At 51.0% G+C, this 16493-nt stretch carries 12 protein-coding genes; 7 read left to right on the forward strand and 5 right to left on the reverse strand.

The features are described from left to right. Positions 1 to 427: 427 nt before the first annotated feature. Entirely contained in the window at positions 428 to 3388 is a 2961-nt protein-coding gene (locus F457_RS0100910) for an ATP-dependent DNA helicase (RefSeq protein WP_018979247.1), read from the reverse strand. Positions 3389 to 3497: 109 nt separating this feature from the next. Here F457_RS0100910 and F457_RS11795 point away from each other — a divergent pair, with 109 nt between their 5' ends. Further along, positions 3498 to 5123 carry a lysine--tRNA ligase gene (locus tag F457_RS11795; RefSeq protein ID WP_018979248.1) on the forward strand — a complete coding sequence of 542 codons (1626 nt, stop codon included), beginning with the start codon at positions 3498 to 3500 and terminating at the stop codon, positions 5121 to 5123. Between the two features lie 11 nt (positions 5124 to 5134). Further along, positions 5135 to 7168, forward strand: coding sequence for a lysylphosphatidylglycerol synthase domain-containing protein (locus F457_RS0100920; protein WP_156809301.1), 2034 nt, complete (start codon positions 5135 to 5137; stop codon positions 7166 to 7168). Here the strand turns inward: F457_RS0100920 and F457_RS0100925 are convergent. Further along, on the reverse strand, positions 7165 to 7737 hold the full coding sequence (locus F457_RS0100925) for a 2'-5' RNA ligase family protein (RefSeq protein WP_018979250.1): 573 nt from the start codon (positions 7735 to 7737) through the stop codon (positions 7165 to 7167). The two genes, F457_RS0100920 and F457_RS0100925, sit on opposite strands and share 4 nt — an antisense overlap. A gap of 136 nt (positions 7738 to 7873) precedes the next feature. Here F457_RS0100925 and F457_RS0100930 point away from each other — a divergent pair, with 136 nt between their 5' ends. The 5 genes from F457_RS0100930 to cyoD all read left to right on the forward strand — a co-directional run bounded on the left by F457_RS0100930 (position 7874) and on the right by cyoD (position 13043). Next, positions 7874 to 8644 carry a Bax inhibitor-1/YccA family protein gene (locus F457_RS0100930; RefSeq protein WP_018979251.1) on the forward strand — a complete coding sequence of 257 codons (771 nt, stop codon included), beginning with the start codon at positions 7874 to 7876 and terminating at the stop codon, positions 8642 to 8644. 436 nt (positions 8645 to 9080) lie between these two features. Beyond that, entirely contained in the window at positions 9081 to 10067 is a 987-nt protein-coding gene (gene cyoA, locus F457_RS0100935) for a ubiquinol oxidase subunit II (protein ID WP_245539079.1), read from the forward strand. A 14-nt stretch (positions 10068 to 10081) separates the two neighbouring features. Then, positions 10082 to 12079, forward strand: a complete 1998-nt coding sequence (gene cyoB / locus F457_RS0100940) for a cytochrome o ubiquinol oxidase subunit I (protein WP_018979253.1) — start codon at positions 10082 to 10084, stop codon at positions 12077 to 12079. 17 nt (positions 12080 to 12096) lie between these two features. Continuing rightward, complete coding sequence (cyoC, locus tag F457_RS0100945; protein ID WP_026294062.1) at positions 12097 to 12708, forward strand: cytochrome o ubiquinol oxidase subunit III; 612 nt, start codon at positions 12097 to 12099, stop codon at positions 12706 to 12708. After that, positions 12708 to 13043 carry a cytochrome o ubiquinol oxidase subunit IV gene (gene cyoD / locus F457_RS0100950; RefSeq protein WP_018979255.1) on the forward strand — a complete coding sequence of 112 codons (336 nt, stop codon included), beginning with the start codon at positions 12708 to 12710 and terminating at the stop codon, positions 13041 to 13043. The genes cyoC and cyoD overlap by 1 nt, the downstream gene beginning before the upstream one ends. Before the next feature lie 173 nt (positions 13044 to 13216). Here the strand turns inward: cyoD and fdxA are convergent, their stop codons facing one another. The 3 genes from fdxA to F457_RS0100965 all read right to left on the reverse strand — a co-directional run bounded on the left by fdxA (position 13217) and on the right by F457_RS0100965 (position 16477). Then, a complete protein-coding gene (fdxA, locus tag F457_RS0100955) occupies positions 13217 to 13549 on the reverse strand; it encodes a ferredoxin FdxA (RefSeq protein ID WP_018979256.1) in 333 nt (110 codons plus the stop codon). A gap of 108 nt (positions 13550 to 13657) precedes the next feature. After that, positions 13658 to 13936, reverse strand: coding sequence for an RNA-binding S4 domain-containing protein (locus F457_RS0100960; RefSeq protein WP_018979257.1), 279 nt, complete (start codon positions 13934 to 13936; stop codon positions 13658 to 13660). 12 nt (positions 13937 to 13948) lie between these two features. Next, positions 13949 to 16477 carry a helicase-related protein gene (locus F457_RS0100965; protein WP_018979258.1) on the reverse strand — a complete coding sequence of 843 codons (2529 nt, stop codon included), beginning with the start codon at positions 16475 to 16477 and terminating at the stop codon, positions 13949 to 13951. Positions 16478 to 16493 lie beyond the last annotated feature (16 nt).

Genomic DNA, 16493 nt, shown 5'->3' on the forward strand with positions numbered 1-16493 from the left:
AGAGTAATCTAAAGTCGTTAGGAGTGTAGCACTATGGCTACTAAAAAAAAATTGGTCTCATTTTTCATCACTCCGTTTCGGGCTGTGTCCCAATCTATTGGTGCCCGCTCGGAGACAGAGCGATATCTCGCTCCGGCATCTTACCCAAGTATGTGTTTTGGTAAGCAGGGGCATGCGTTACGCGATGATGTCGCGTATGTTCGACGACGACATTATGCTTCTATTTTCTAACGCGCATTAAATTTTTCTTTTAACTTATCGGGGATACGGATTTTTAAAGATGTATCCCCGAGCTTTTTTTTGAGTGTATTCTTTACGGGAATGACGAATAGTACGATTTTTCGAGGAGGTCGCGCTATTTAAAAGAGATATGGAGAGAAGGGAAAGAATGGGTTCACATTCTTTCCCTTTTTTATTTCCGCTTTTATCAAAGCTGTGTTGCTTCCCGCTCTTTGAGGAATATCTTAATATCGGTAATAGCTTGCTCTAGGCCAAGCCGCTGGACGGGGACACCTTCCGGGAAAGCAGAAAGAAGACGTGAAGGCATGCGATTATCCAGCATGACAAAAACGCCGTAATCATCAGTACGGCGGATGAGTCGACCGAAGGCCTGTCGCAAACGCATCCTTGTAATATGGTCATCATAAGCACGAGGCCGCCCCCCAGATAAAAGACGACGTCGTTCGCGATGAAGAATGTCCGGACGAGGCCAAGGGGTGCGTTCAAAAGCGACCATACGGAGTGCCTCTCCGGGGACATCGACACCATCGCGCATCGCGTCAGTGCCTAAAAGACAGCTATGTTGTTCAGTACGGAAGACATCGACAAGGGTGGCATTATCCATCGCATCTATATGCTGTGCAAAGAGGGGAATGCCCTGTAAGCCAAGGGGCTCGTTGATGCGTTTATGAACTTCCTTGAGGCGTCGAATGGCGGTGAAAAGCCCCAAGGCTCCTCCGCCTGATGTTTCAAAGAGGCGCTGAAAAGCTCGAGCCAGACTGGCAATTTCCCCTGAAAGATCCGTGATAATATAAGCCCGTGTTTGTTGTGCATAATCAAAAGGACTCATGAGCGAAGCACGAAACGGGGGCTGGAGGAAATGCGTGGTTCCCAGCCGCTCTTCTGCTTTACGCCATTGGTCATCGTCTGTTTCGTCGGGGCTGCGGTCTCGTAATGTTGCAGATGTGACGAGTAACCCATGCGCCGTGCTTTGTAATGTGCTGGCAAAAGGCATTGTGGGGTCTACCCAATGCCGGTTCAGCGTTATGTCGTGCGTTTCATCCATTCCACGGAGTGCAGGCAGGCGTTCACGGCGGATGAAATCAATATAGAGAGGGCGCTCATGAGGGTTAGGGGGTGTCGTAATCGCCCGTAACATGGTGATCCAGCCTTGAAGGCGTGAAAAAGCGCGACGATGGAGGCTACGAATGGTGGCCTCTAGTCGTTGCTGGAAAGCAGCATCAAGGTCGTCTTGGTCTTCAAGCTGTTCGGATAATAAGGTGATGATACGGTCAAGCGGTTGGGCAATGGCTTGTAACGCGCTTAGAACCTTTTCTGTAACGGGAAGAAGGGCGTCTTGCGTAGGGTGGAGGTCACATTCCTGCCGATCATAAGCGGATGTTTCGCCGCGTTTGAGGGTGTTTTCTTCTTCTACCCGCGCCTGAAGTTGGCGGTCTAGGGCAAAGAGAAAGGCTTCAGCGGGGTGGTCGAGGGCGGCTTCTGCTTCAGAAGGAACGTTTGGGAACGCAATAGAAGGGGTGCCCTGTCCTTCGGGGGGAGAAGCGGCTGCCTGCGTTCGAGCATCTTGCAGCCGGACGCTCCATGAAGGGCGAGGGAGGCCTTGTTGTGTCGCATGAATGAGGGCTTGGAAGGGGCCTTGTAGGGCGGGGATGCGTTCTAAAATATCATCCATACGGCGGCGTAGGCCGCGTGCACGGGAGCGACCACCTTCAGCGCCTAAAATCCAGCGTCGGAGCTCGGCTGTTTCAAGCCCTGAAAAGGTGAGAGAGAAGGCACTATCCGCTGCAGCTGGGATATGATGGCCTTCGTCAAAGACATAGCGTGTGGGGATGCCGTTTTCATCAGACAGGTTAGCCGGAGCAAGAGCTTGGGGAAGAAGGGCATTCCAGGCAGCTTGGGAGAGAACAAGGGCATGATTAGCAATCACTAAATCCGCATGGCGCGCGCGGCGGATGCTATGTTCAATAAAGCAGCTTTGATAATGCGGGCAGGCAGAATGAATGCACTCACCGCGTCGGTCGGCAATGCTGCTGAGCAAGCCGTGATGAAACAGTTCCCCAAACCAGCCGGGAAGATCGCCACCCATAACGTCGCCATCTGAGGTGGCATCTGCCCAACGGGAGAGAAGAGCGAGTGGAATGAGCATGTGCCGCTCATGTGGAGGGCGGTTTTTGGCGATGTTAACGATGTCTTCAAAGTTGAGAAGGCAGAGATAATTCTCACGCCCTTTGCGAATAACCGCCTTTTGGCGGCGCTGGGTCGGCTCGGGATAAAGGCGGGTGAGTTCTTGCTCAATTTGTCGTTGAAGATGTCGCGTATAGGTGCTGATCCAAACAGGCCCATCGTTCTTTTCTGCCCACAGGCTCGCTGGCGCAATATAGCCGAGTGTCTTACCTGTGCCGGTTCCCGCTTCAGCTAAGACAATATGCGGCGCGTTGGGAACGTCGCGCGGGGCAAAGGCTTGCGTGGCAGCAGAGGCAAAGTCTGCTTGTCCTGGGCGCGGCTCTGCATGGTCGCCCAGCATCATTGTCAGGCGTAAACGGGCTGCTTTGGGGGCGACAGGTTGACCTCCGGGGGCTGGGCGAGGGGCTTGTTCTTCCCATTGAGGGAGCCGACGCCAAATTTTTAACGCGTCATGAGGGGCGTTTCTTGAAGGGGAAAGTCCCTCTTCAGAGAGCATATGCTTGAGAAAACCAGCCCAGCTCCAGCGCGCTTGCTCTAGGGGAAAGAGAAGGGCGGCAAGGGTATCGCGCCCCTTGAGATGAAGCGCTTCTTGAAAATCGCTGAGGAGCTTTTCGCAAATATGATACAGCATATCCGCGCCAAAAGAGGTGGTCTTAGGCTCTATCAGACCAAGCTCTAGGGCTAATCCGCGCGGTGTTGGGGTGACACTACGTGCGGGATGGACAAAGAGGAAAAGCTCAAGAAGGTCAAACCATGGGGCGGGAGGGGGCTCAGACGGGAGATTCAGAATTTTTAGTGTAGCGGGGCCATGCACCAATAAAGGCGGCGGAAAGAGGCGAAGCTGCTCTTGAATCTCTCGTTGTGATAGGGCCAGAAGCTCACCGTCTGGTGTCAAAAGGGATGACTGACCATGGCGGGCAATCAGCGCTGGGGCATCAAAAGGGGAGAGCAACGGGTTGGACATTACATGTAGTCTAGCGGGAAAATGAGCCCCTGCCGAGAGGTTCTTTTTTACCAGAAGAGAAAGAGCTTGCTTGACCAGAAGGGCGCGGCCCCATATTTTTGCACCCCTTATGCAGAAAAACCCTTCTTCCCCACTTCCTGATTCGTCTTTTCCCAAACTCTGGCCGTTTGAGGAAGCCCGCAAAATTGCTAAACGTGTGGCTAATGCAGACCCCAGCAAACCTGTCTTGTTAGAGACGGGTTATGGGCCGTCTGGCTTGCCACATATCGGAACGTTCGGGGAAGTTGCCCGTACCACATGGGTGCGTCAGGCGTTCGAAGCGATGACTGGTCGCCCCACACGTTTGCTTGCATTCTCTGATGATATGGATGCTTTGCGCAAAGTGCCTGGGAATGTGCCTCAGCAAGAGATGCTAGAGAAGCATCTAGGCTTACCGCTGTCACGGATTCCTGATCCATTTGGCACGCATGAAAGTTTTGCTGCACATAACAACGCGCGTTTGCGTCAGTTTTTAGATAGCTTTGGCTTTGAATACGAGTTCGCGTCCGCGACCGATTACTATACGAACGGCACATTTGATGCTGCGCTAAAGCGTGTTTTAGAAGAACATGATAAGATCATCGCTGTGATTGCCCCAACCTTGGGGAAAGAGCGCCGCGCAACCTATTCGCCTGTTTTGCCCATTCATCCTAAGACGGGCCAAGTGATGCAGGTGCCTATTCTGGCTGTAAACCCAGAGGCCGGGACAGTGCGCTGGGAAGACGAGACTGGCGAGATGTTTGAGACCTCCGTGTACGGTGGTCAGGCGAAAATGCAGTGGAAAGCCGACTGGGCGATGCGTTGGTACGCGCTCGGTGTGGACTATGAAATGTCAGGAAAAGACCTGATTGATAGTGTGAAGCTCTCTTCTAAGATTTGCCGGATATTGGGGAAAGAACCACCTGCTGGGCTGACATATGAGCTGTTCCTTGATTCTGAAGGGCAGAAAATCAGTAAGTCAAAAGGCAACGGACTGTCTGTTGAGGAATGGCTACGTTATGGGCCGGCTGAAAGTTTGGGGCAGTATATGTTCCAGCAACCGACACGCGCTAAACGTCTTTACACAGATATGATCCCACGGGCGGCGGATGATTATCTCACGCATGTTCAGAAGGCCAAAACGCAGGATGAGGAAACATTCCTCGCTAACCCCGTATGGTTTCTCCATAACGGTACATTGCGCCCTCAGGATACGAGCCCTGTTTCATTTACAGCATTGTTGAACTTGGCCAGCGTGGCGAATGCTAAGGAAGCTGAGACGCTATGGAAGTTCTTGCAGCGTTATGATTCGTCGCTATCGCCAGAAACACATCCGTATGTAGCGCGCTTGGTTGAACATGCCTTAGCGTATTTTAACGAGCGTGTCCGCCCTCGTAAGGTCTATCGTGCTCCTAATGAGCGGGAGCGGAAGGGGCTTGAAGACCTTGCCGCGGCTCTGAAAGAACTTCCTGCTGATACGTCTCCTGATGATGTGCAAAATGTCGTCTTTGAAGTAGGTAAACGGTATTTTGAGAAATCAGAACTACGTTCCTGGTTCGGCTGCTTGTATGAGGTTCTTCTAGGGCAAAGTGAAGGGCCACGTTTTGGTATCTTTGCCGCTCTTTTTGGGTTGAATGAAACGGTTTCCTTGATTGAGGAAGGCCTTGCTCGCCCTGTCGTTGTTGAGCCTCTGTCAGAAGAGGTGACAGAGAAGTAGCTGGAGGCGAGGTGTCATTGCAGTCTGACAAAACACAGCAAGAAGAGGTGCCACCCCCCAGTAAAAGGCGGTGGCAGCGCCTCATGATGCGAGCACCGGCGCTTTTTGGGTTGGTGCTTCTTATTGTTGCTGTTTTTGTGATTTGGCGTGAACTTCGCTGCCTCTCTGTTCATGACATCTTTCTGAGTCTTCATGGCATCCCTGCTTCAGCTTTATGGGAGGGAGCCGGGGCAACGGTGATCGCTTATGCGATTTTGTCTTTTTATGATGGCCTTGCTTGCCGCCATGTGAAGGCCGGTGTTTCGTGGGGACGTTCGGCCTTCGTGGCCTTCTGTGCCTATGTGTTGTCCCACAATATTGGGTGTGCAGCGGTTTCTGGCACAGCAGTGCGTTATCGGCTTTATCGAAGTTGGGGAGTATCAGGCGGTAAGGTCGCTTCTATCGTGGCCTTTTGTTCCATTACTTACTTACTGGGAACGCTTGGGCTCGTTGGTTTTGTGTTGCTCTGGCAACCAAGGGCGATCCCGCTTCTAGTTCATCTTCCCCTATGGGTGCCCTACCTTGTGGGAGGTGCGTGTTACGTGGCTCTATTGGGGTATGTTGGGGTATCGGTCTGGCGGAAAGAATTACGTCTTTTCCGTTGGACGATTGACCTCCCCGGGTGGCGCCTTGCGCTGGGGCAAATCATTATCAGTATGGCTGATATGTCTGTCACAGCACTGATTGCTTGGTGCGTGATTGGGCCTTTGCCGGAAAGTTGTGGTCTGACCTTTGGTGGGTTTTTGGCGATTTATATCGTGTCCTACACGGCGGGGCTTGTGGCGAGCGTTCCTGGCGGTTTGGGCGTGTTTGAAAGCACAATGCTTCTGTCATTATCGCCATGGCTTCCCGTGTCGCGCATTATGAGTGCGATACTCGTTTTCCGGCTATTTTATTATATCATTCCACTTCTTGTAGCGGGGTTTCTGTTCGCAGGGCATGAGCTTCTGTTGCGTGGTCTACCACGTTCTGCGCGTGAAGGAAGTCGCGGCCAGGTGCTTAAGCCAAATGAAGTCGTGCGGGAATCAGAAGCTGATTTTTCGGTGATTGTCGCGACAGGGCTGCAAGCGCTTTTGGGTGTGAGTATGGTTATCTACGCCCTCATTGCGCCATTGCCTGAGTTTCATTCATTAATTCATGCAACATTAACGCAGTTGGCTGTTTTTGCTCTTTGTGTGTGTGGTGTGATGCTTGTTGGGCTTTCATTGGGACTTTCCCAACGTGTTGCGCTTGCTTGGCGTCTTTCAGTGGGCGTGCTGTGTGCTACCTTCATTGCGTTGTTGTTTCGGCAAGCGCATTGGATCACATGGCTCATCGTGGCGGCTGTTCTGATGGTTCTGGTTCCTTTTCGTGGAGGATATTACCGGCAAGCTCATTGGCGTGTAGAGCCATTATCGCCGGCCATTTTGGCGCCATTATCGCTCTGGCTCTTTGGTCTTGCAGGGATGGGCTGGGTCGCTGTGCAGCGTCACCTTGGGCCCATTTGGTGGCGTGCGATGATTTACGATGCGCATACAGCTGCTGGACGATGGTTTCTGGGTGTGTCGGCACTGTGCTGCATTTACGCGTTGTGGCGCGCTGTGAAACGAACGCAGATTCATCCGTTCCCGTGGACTACACAGAGTGCCGCCGCTTATGGGTGTCTTATTGATGATGTGGCCCCTAGAAATGTGCTGTCCTGTGCACGGATTATTCCAGATGGGTTTATACGGGACGAGACCAATAGAGCGGGGATCGCTTTCGTACGGATGGAGCCTTATTTGCTGGCGCTAGATGGTGCTGTGGGGGGAGAGGCTTATTATGACGCTGCGATTTGGCGTATGCGCGACTATGCCCTGCAGGAGGGATACGGGTTGGCCTTCTTACAGCAAGGGGACGCCTTAGCCTCTATTTATGAAGATTTAGGGCTAAGTGCGTTTCCGCTTGCAGAAGGGTGGTACCTTTTTTGTGCTATTGAGCACTATAGTTCTCTTATGGTTCAGCTGAAGCAAAAAGGCTTTGCCTAGAAAGCCTCATTAAATGCGGGAAGAGGGAGTTCCTGACCGTAGCATCCATAGGCCTCAACAGCATGGCAGGAGAGTGTCTCATGCTGACCGAAGAGCTCGACCAACTCTAGGCGATCAACAACGAGAGGTTGGCTCTTGAAGAGGTTATGACGTTGTATCCAAGGGATAATATCCGTCTCACGACCGGGCGAAACATAGCCAAGTGTTGTTTCTGGATGAAAGCGCTGGCGAACAGGCGCGCAAGTCGCTGCTCTTAGGCGTTTTTCGACGTTTCGTTGAAGTTGCGATAGAGGGTCGCTGGGCGAGGGGCACGTAACAAGGCGATCATCATACGAGCCAGGGCGATGATAAACTTGCTGGAAACAGATAGAAAACGGTTCCCATATGAGCTTCCGAAGTTCATAATCAACTTCGTCCAACAGTGGGCGCGCATTGATATCGCCGAGCGAGCGCAGGATAAGGTGGCTATTGAGCTGCGGGGTCCAGTGAACATCATCAAGCGTCCCCCGCAATAAAGAAAAATCATCATCTAAAAACGGAGCAAGAGGCACTCCGAGAGCCAGTTTCATCGGTCTTGACCTTTCTGCAAAAGCGTTCGGTCTTGACACTCATGTAGGAAACGCCACATCTTACTTCAAGATTGGGTTGGGGAAGAGTGTCTCCATAAGACGGCCCAACGTCGATTATTTTCCGGAAAAAGGTATCATGGCTTTTCATCCTGATTTTCAAGGCACGGAAACCCAACAGGGTCAGAGCGCGGTCGATGCAGGCCTACGGGCTTACATGTTGCGCGTTTTTAACTGGATGGCTGTTGCGCTCTTGCTGACATCAATTTCAGCCTATGCCGTTGTGAATACGTCATTGAAGACGCTTTTCTACAGCGCTCATATGCTTAGTGATGGGCGGGTTTCGGTCGGGCCGACACTTCTAGGAATAGTCGCAATTTTTGCCCCTCTTGCGTTTGTGTTGGTTCTATCCTTTGGGGTAAATCGCCTTTCGCGTAATGTGGCACAAGCGCTTTTCTTAGTTTACAGCCTCGTTATGGGCGTCAGTCTTTCGAGTATTCTGTTGCTCTATACAGGGACATCGGTTGTTAGAACCTTTTTGATCACAGCAAGTCTTTATGCGGCTGTGTCTTTATGGGGCTATGTAACGAAGCGCTCTCTTGTTGGCATGGGGTCTTTCCTTTTTATGGGCCTGATTGGTTTAATCATTGCCGGGCTTGTGAATATGTTCTTTCCTTCAGATAAGGCGAGCATGCTTATCTCTTTTGTTGGAGTGCTCATTTTTACTGGTTTTACAGCGTACGATACTCAACGTATTAAAATGTCCTACCAGTACTATGTGAGTGCATTAGGCCCTGATGATGTTGGGAAGATGAGCGTTTATGATGCTCTGTCGATGTATCTCAACTTTGTTAATATGTTCCAGTATTTATTGCAGTTCTTTGGTCAGCGAACCGGTGGGCGTAACTGAGAAGAAGAGGGCTGATGAAGGGAAGGGGGAGTGGAAGCACTTCCCCTTTTTTGTGGAATCATTATGATCTTATCTGTGCAGTTATGAAACGATCATCCTCAAAAATTACTAAGAGGTAATTTTTGAGCTATTCTTTAAAAAAGCACAGAGGCAGCTGCTAACTGCTATTTTTTAAATTAGAACTTGATTAGTGCCCTTTATTTTTGTCAATTTCCCCTTGTATTCTATGCCATTCAGGCGGATTACGGTGGGTGGCACTGGGATTATAATCCCTAACTATATGAGTAGAGTAAGGAAGGGAGACCTTCTTTTGTCAGGATACGAGCGAAGAAAGGCATACTATCATGGTAACGTTCGGTCGCATTGATGCGGTCCTGGCTGTGTCACAATGTGTTTTGGCCCTAGACGGCCAAAGCGACAGATAAAGGCAGGACCCATGAAAAGACTCTGGCGATTTTTCCCGGCGTTGCCTGCGTTAATGCTGTCGGGTTGCACGGTTGACTTGCTTCAGCCGGGCGGGCCGATTGGCGAAGGTAACCGCGACATGATGGTGCTTGAGTTCGCCGTCATGATGTGCGTTGTTGTGCCTACCTGTATCGCAACCTTGGTCATTGCTTGGAAATACCGGGCAGCCAACACTAAGGCTGAATACAAACCAAAATGGGCACATTCGAACGTACTCGAAGTGTTTATTTGGGGTATTCCGGTTTTGATTATTGCTGTTCTCAGTTGCATTAACTTCTGGAGCACGCATTATTACGATCCGTACAAACCCCTTGCACAAGACATGCTTAAACGTGAGCATGCTGAGAACACCAAACCGCTTGAAGTTCAGGTTGTTTCACTGGACTGGAAGTGGCTGTTTATCTACCCTGAGCAGGGTATTGCGACGATTAACGAGCTGGACGTCCCAACGAAAACTCCGTTGGATCTCCACATTACGTCAGATAGCGTGATGACATCGTTCTTCATTCCGCAGCTTGGCTCTCAGATTTACAGCATGGCTGGTATGGAAACGCGTCTTCATCTCTTGGCTCGTAAGCCAGGAAGCTATCGTGGTGAAGCAGCGCAGTATAGCGGCCCAGGCTTCTCTGGCATGAAGTTCCGCGCTATCGCTATGCCACAAGAGCAGTTCGCTTCTTGGGTAGAGAATGTTCGCACCGGAACCAGCCAGTTTGCTGAGAAAGATGCATTGGACGAAAAAACATATCGTCGTTATGCAACTCCCCCAGCAGTTAGCAATGAAGTCGCTCCGGCTCCAGCACCTGTGACATATTTCTCAAATGTCCAGTCTGCTCTGTTCCAGCATATTATTGCTAAATACAACAATGGTATGGCGCGTGATGCGAATGGCAACGGTGTAATGCATATGGATATGCAGAACAACGGTGCTAATGGCACATCTTCCGCTACCGGCATGTAAGGAATTACCTAAAGATGCTCGGAAAACTTACCTTATCAGCCATACCGTATGATGTGCCGATTCTTGTCGGCACCTTCATTGGTGTGGCCGTTATTGGGCTCGCTGTTCTTGCAGCGATTACCTATTTCCGCAAATGGGGCTATTTGTGGCGTGAGTGGTTAACAACCGTTGACCATAAAAAGCTCGGCGTCATGTATATCGTTCTCGCTATTGTCATGCTGCTGCGTGGCTTTGCTGATGCGGTTATGATGCGGACACAGCTTGCGCTGTCTTATCAGGGTAACCCAGGTTACCTGCCGCCTCATCATTATGACCAAGTCTTCTCCGCCCATGGGACGATCATGATTTTCTTCATGGCCATGGCGTTTATGACGGGTCTGTTTAACTTTGTCGTGCCGTTGCAAGTCGGGGCACGCGATGTTGCTTTCCCATTCCTGAACTCTGTCAGCTTCTACATGACATTGGTTGGGGCGGTTCTGATCAATATTTCACTCTTCATTGGTGAGTTTTCCAATGTTGGTTGGTTGGGGTATCCCCCTGTATCAGAGTTGCAGTTCAACCCTGGCGTTGGTGTTGATTACTACATCTGGGCTGTTCAGATTTCTGGTATCGGAACGTTGCTCACAGGCGTTAACTTCTTCACAACAATTGTGAAGATGCGTGCACCTGGCATGAAATGGATGCATCTTCCTGTCTTCACATGGACAGCGTTTTTTACCAACATCATGATCTTGACGACATTCCCGATTTTGACGGCGACCATCTCTATGTTGAGTTTGGATCGTTATCTTGGGATGCACTTTTTCACCAACGATGGTGGTGGGAACGTGATGCTATATCTGAATCTGATTTGGGCTTGGGGACATCCTGAGGTCTATATTCTGATTCTCCCAGCATTTGGTGTGTTCTCAGAGATTGCAGCGACCTTCTCTGGCAAGTCTCTCTTTGGCTATAAGACGATGGTTTATGCCAGTGGCGCTATTACCGTTCTCGGTAGTATCGTGTGGGTGCATCACTTCTTCACAATGGGCGCAGGGGCAGACGTCAATACCTTCTTCGGTATCATGACAATGTTCATTGCTGTTCCAACGGGTGTGAAAATCTTTAACTGGCTCTTCACCATGTATAAGGGGCGTGTGCGCTTTGAAGGTCCGATGAACTGGATCGTCGGCTTCATGATCACCTTCTCCATCGGTGGGATGACAGGTGTGATGTTGGCTATGCCAGCAGCGGACTGGGTGCTTCATAACTCCTTGTTCTTGGTGGCTCACTTCCATAACGTGATTATCGGTGGTGTGTTCTTCGGCTATATTGCTGGGATGAACTACTGGTTTCCGAAAGTGTTCGGCTACAAGCTTCGTGACAGTTGGGGTAAATGGGCATTCCGTTTCTGGTTTGTTGGTTTCTACCTCTCCTTCATCCCGCTTTACATTGTGGGTATCGAAGGCATGACACGTCGTCTGAACCATTATGACAATCCGAACTGGCACCCATGGTTGCTGGTTGCATGTGTCGGTGTGTTCGTGTTGACGCTTGGTGTGATTTGCCAGGTTGGACAGCTCGTTTTCGCTATTGTTGACGCTGTTAACAAGAAGCATGACGCGCAGGATCTAACAGGTGATAACTGGGGTTCTGGTCGTACGCTGGAATGGTCTATTCCTTCACCAGTACCGCACTATAACTTTGCACGTTTGCCGGTAATCCGCGGCTTGGATACGTTTGAAACTGAGAAAGAATTAGGACGTCCTGAGCCTGTTTCTGAGCTTCAGCCAATCCATATGCCTAAATATTCGTCATTGGGGCCGATCCTTGGTTTCTTCACCTTCTTGTTAGGCTTCGCTATGGTCTGGCATATTTGGTGGCTGGCGATTGTTGGCTTGGTTGGTGCATTCATTGCCGTTGTGGTGCGCAGCGCTGATCTTGACATTGACTACTATGTTCCTGTCGAAGAAATTCGTGCGGATGAGGAAGCCTTTGCCAAGCGTCTTAATGCCCCTCAGGCAGCAGAATAAGGGAGGCGATGATTATTATGTCTCATGACACCACTCACGCGTCCCCAGCTCATCACGAGGAGCATGAGCACCAGGAAAGCCCTGTCGTGTTCGGCTTCTGGGTTTACCTGATGACGGACTGCATCATCTTCGGGACGTTGTTCACCGTTTTTGCAGTCCTGTCTCATCAGTTTGCTGGTGGCCCGACCGGTAAGGAGCTTTTCGATCTTAAGAATGTTGAGATCGAAACAGCTATCTTGCTGTTCTCTTCCATTACCTATGGCTTTGCCATGCTGGGTGCTCAAGCTCAGAAGAAGGCAGCTACTCTTGGTTGGTTGTTCATTACATTCCTGCTGGGTTGCTCCTTCGTCTTTTTGGAAGTGAACGAATTCACGGATCTGATCGCTCATGGCGCAGGTCCTGACAGATCGGCATTTTTGTCGGCATTCTTTACATTGGTTGGGACGCATGGTCTCCATGTTACCTGTGGTCTTATCTGGATGGTGGTCGCCTTCATTCAGATCTTAGGCAAGCAGGGGCTTGGTAGCCGTATGATCTCCAAATTAACGTGCTTGAGCCTATTCTGGCACTTCTTGGATGTCGTCTGGATCTGCGTCTTCACCTTTGTCTATCTGGGGAGTGTGCTGTAATGAGCCAGACCCATACGACTACACAGGAAGGGGAGAGCCACGGCTCTGCCGCTTCCTACGTCATCGGCTTTGTTCTAGCCGTCATCCTGACAGTGGCGTCTTTCGCGACTGTCTTGAGCAAGGCGTTCTCTTACTGGACAGCTTTGGTTGTTCTCAGCATTCTTGCTGTAGTTCAGATCGTTGTTCACCTTGTGTTCTTCTTGCATATGAACACGAGCTCTAAGCAGCGTTGGATTCTTATGACCTTCGCTGTCACCGTGGCAATGGTAATGATTGTTGTGGTTGGCTCTCTCTTCGTGCTCTGGAATAGCCAGGCACATATGATGGTGCGCTAAGAAGCGCCGTTCATTCCTGAGGGAGTGTAAGAGGGCCGGTAGCTATATGCTGCCGGCCCTTTTTATATGTTTTCTACTGGAGGCGGTTTATTGGAGCGTCGATAGAATGCATAAAAAAAAGCCTCCCGAGCGATAATGCATCGGGAGGCTTTTTTTTGCAGAAAGACGGCAGATCAGTCTTTATGAGGTGCTTCAGAGAGCATCTCCATCTTGCCTGTTTTGCCATTCCACTCTTCGCTGTCTGCTGGAGGGGTACCTTTTTGGCTCATATTCGGCCATATATTGGCGTATTTGGCGTTAATCTCCATCCAAGGGGCAGAGCGTTCATCACTGTCAGGGAAGATAGCCTCAGCTGGGCATTCTGGTTCGCACACGCCGCAATCGATGCATTCGTCAGGATGAATAACTAAGAAGTTTTCACCAGCGTAGAAGCAGTCGACAGGGCAGACCTCTACACAATCCATAAACTTGCAGCGAACGCAGTTTTCTGTGACCACATAGGTCATTATTGCTGTCTCCGATTTGCTTATTCAGGCCGTAGCAAAGGGGCCCTATAAAAGATTTCAGCACTGATATGCCGAAGATAAGGGGGGTGTGGCAAGTCTATTGTCACATTATGATGGAATTGTTTCATAAAGCTGCATTGCCTCAGATGCGGGGCCACGGCGTGATCCAAGCTTTTTCACCTGCCAAACGCAGACATCATTGGGGTGATGAGGGGAGACAAAAGTTAACACATCATCAAGATGAATTTTTGCATGCGCTTTAGTAGTGTGCTGGCCGTTAATGCGCACACGCCCCTTGCGAATGAACTGCCCGCAAAGAGCGCGTGTTTTCGCTAAGCGGGTATAATAAAGCCACATATCAAGCCGTTGATGATCCTGTTCAGTCATAATTCTTTGTTTTTAACGTACAGGTTTCCACTGAGAAAGAGCGGCAAAGGGCGAGTGCTGGAGGCGTTCGAACGCCTTTTTTGTCTGCCGCCGTGCTTTCTTGGCAGAGAGGCGGTGCTTGGGATGTGATGTGGAAGCACGGCGCTTTGGTTTGCCAAGCAGCATAAGAGGGGCGGCTGGGCCATAATGCGTGGACGAAAGTGTTTGAGGTGCATGATGAGCAATCTTCAAGCTTCGCAGAAAGGCAGGAAGATGTTTTTTGCTGGTTCCTAAAAGGGAAGGAAGATTGTGCGGGGCGGGGCGTTTGCGCGCATTTTGGCGACCCTGTGTCAGTAGTCGTAAGACATGTTCAAGCGTATCAGCGCGGATCATGAGCGGTTCCACACGCACCCACCCTGGGAGGGCCTTTGCTGATGGTGCTGGGAGTGTTTTACGTCCTGCTGGGGGAATTGCGAGGTCTGTTCCGTGCCATAAATTATAAAGCAGGGTCATCAATGGCATGAGAGCTGGCTTGAGAAGGAACGCGCAGAAAATAAAGCGTGATCCGATGGTAATGCCCATTTTATTGAGGCGTTTCCGTACGCGCATACCGTTTTTAATGTCATCGGGAAGGGTTGTGGTCATTCCTCCATCTTCAAGGAGGCGATGGATAAGCCCACGGATGAAAGGGTCATCCTCAGATTGTTCCGAAAGAGTGAAGAGACGTTTCAGGCGGCGGACGATATGGGCCTGCACAATATTTTGTACATGGTTCCCGACACGTGTCATCTGGGTGACATCTTGGAACTCTCCAGGGAGAAGGCGACTATCAGGATGGAAAAAGTCTTTCCCCCGTGTGAGGCGCGCAATCGGTGCGTCTTGCCACGTGATGACGCCTTCTGGAGTGATGGAAAAAGCGGAGTTCTCTTCGCGTAGAAAAGCTCGGATGCGAGCTGGCAGGGCATAACGTAGGGCGCGTTTGCCTGCTTTGAGCAAGAGAGCATTTTCAGCTTGGTCTGTTGGGACGGTTATGTGCAGAGAAAAGCCAGAGATCTGACCAATTTCATGGCCTTCCACGACAATTTTATCCTGCGGCGTTACGGCATAAAGAAGATCGTGATGCTCACCAGGGGTGGGGCGGCGCAGGAGAGCCGTGGCACGTTTATTGACAAAACGGCTTGTCAGACGCTCATGAAGCGTGTCTGAGAGCCTGTCTTCAACCTCGCGGCTGCGTTCTTGCCAAAGGCTGTTATTACGCATCCAGCCAGCGCGTGCGGCGACATAGGCGCAAACACGCACACCGGAGAGACGGTGCATGAGCGTGTCAATATCACCCTCCATACGGTCGAGACCACGCAGCTGCCCGTCAAGCCATGTAGGAGGAATGCGCCCGTGATGGAGGAGATCGAGAAAGAGACGGCCGCAAAGGCGCGCATGGCTTCCATCCCCAAGTTTGCGGAAGTCAGGAATTTGGCAGGTTTCCCATAAAAGGGAGGTCGCGCGTTTCCCACGAGCCTCATGGCGGATTTCAGGCGTTTGGATAAGTGTGGTGAGAACGTCGAGGTCAGAGGCGGTACGGCCGGTAACAAGCCCCGGTTGAGGCGGTTTGCTCATCAAGCTCTCAAGCAAGGCTTCTGGGCTACTATAGTCGAGTTGTGTTTGCCGCCAATAAATCTGCCGAACAGGGTCGAAGCGGTGCTCTTCAACGGCTTCGATAAGTTCAGCAGACATGGGGGCGCAGGTGCCTGTGGTGCCGAAGGTGCCGTCTTTCATGCCACGGCCTGCGCGCCCGGTAATCTGCGCGACCTCTTGAGGGGTAAGCGGGCGAGCGTTCAGACCGTCGAACTTGCGTAGGGAGGCAAGGGCAACATGGTCGACGTCCATATTAAGGCCCATGCCGATGGCGTCTGTTGCAACGAGGTAGTCCACATCGCGATTTTGATAGAGCTCTACCTGAGCGTTGCGTGTTCGTGGGCTGAGGCGGCCCATGATGACGGCGCAGCCCCCGCGTTTTTGTCGAATCGCTTCAGCAATGGCGTACACATCGGTGACAGAGAAGGCCACAATGGCTGAGCGCGCTGGCAGACGAGTTAAATTAATGGGGCCGAGATTAGAGAGCTGAGAGAGACGTTCGCGCGTTTCAATCGTGATGCCGGGGATGAGCTTTTTAAGCAGGCCGCGAATGGTTTCAGCACCGAGAAAGAGCGTTTCTCCTCGACCACGTGCATGAAGCAGGCGATCTGTAAAAACATGGCCACGGTCGGGGTCTGCAGCGAGTTGGATTTCATCAATCCCTACAAAATCGACCACTCGATCAAGTGGCATGGCTTCGACCGTGCAGGAAAACCACCGTGCTTTTGGGGGAATAATTTTTTCTTCCCCTGTGAGTAACGCAACAGAATCCTTACCTTTTATGCTGACGAGACGTTCGTAATTCTCTCGCGCTAATAATCGGAGAGGGAAACCGATCATGCCGCTACTATGCGCCATCATGCGTGTGAGGGCATAATGGGTCTTCCCCGTATTAGTGGGGCCGAGTACGGCATGAATCGGAGCTGGCATGGCCGAGCTATTTGGT

It is taken from the genome of Saccharibacter floricola DSM 15669 (genome assembly GCF_000378165.1).
GTDB lineage: Bacteria > Pseudomonadota > Alphaproteobacteria > Acetobacterales > Acetobacteraceae > Saccharibacter > Saccharibacter floricola.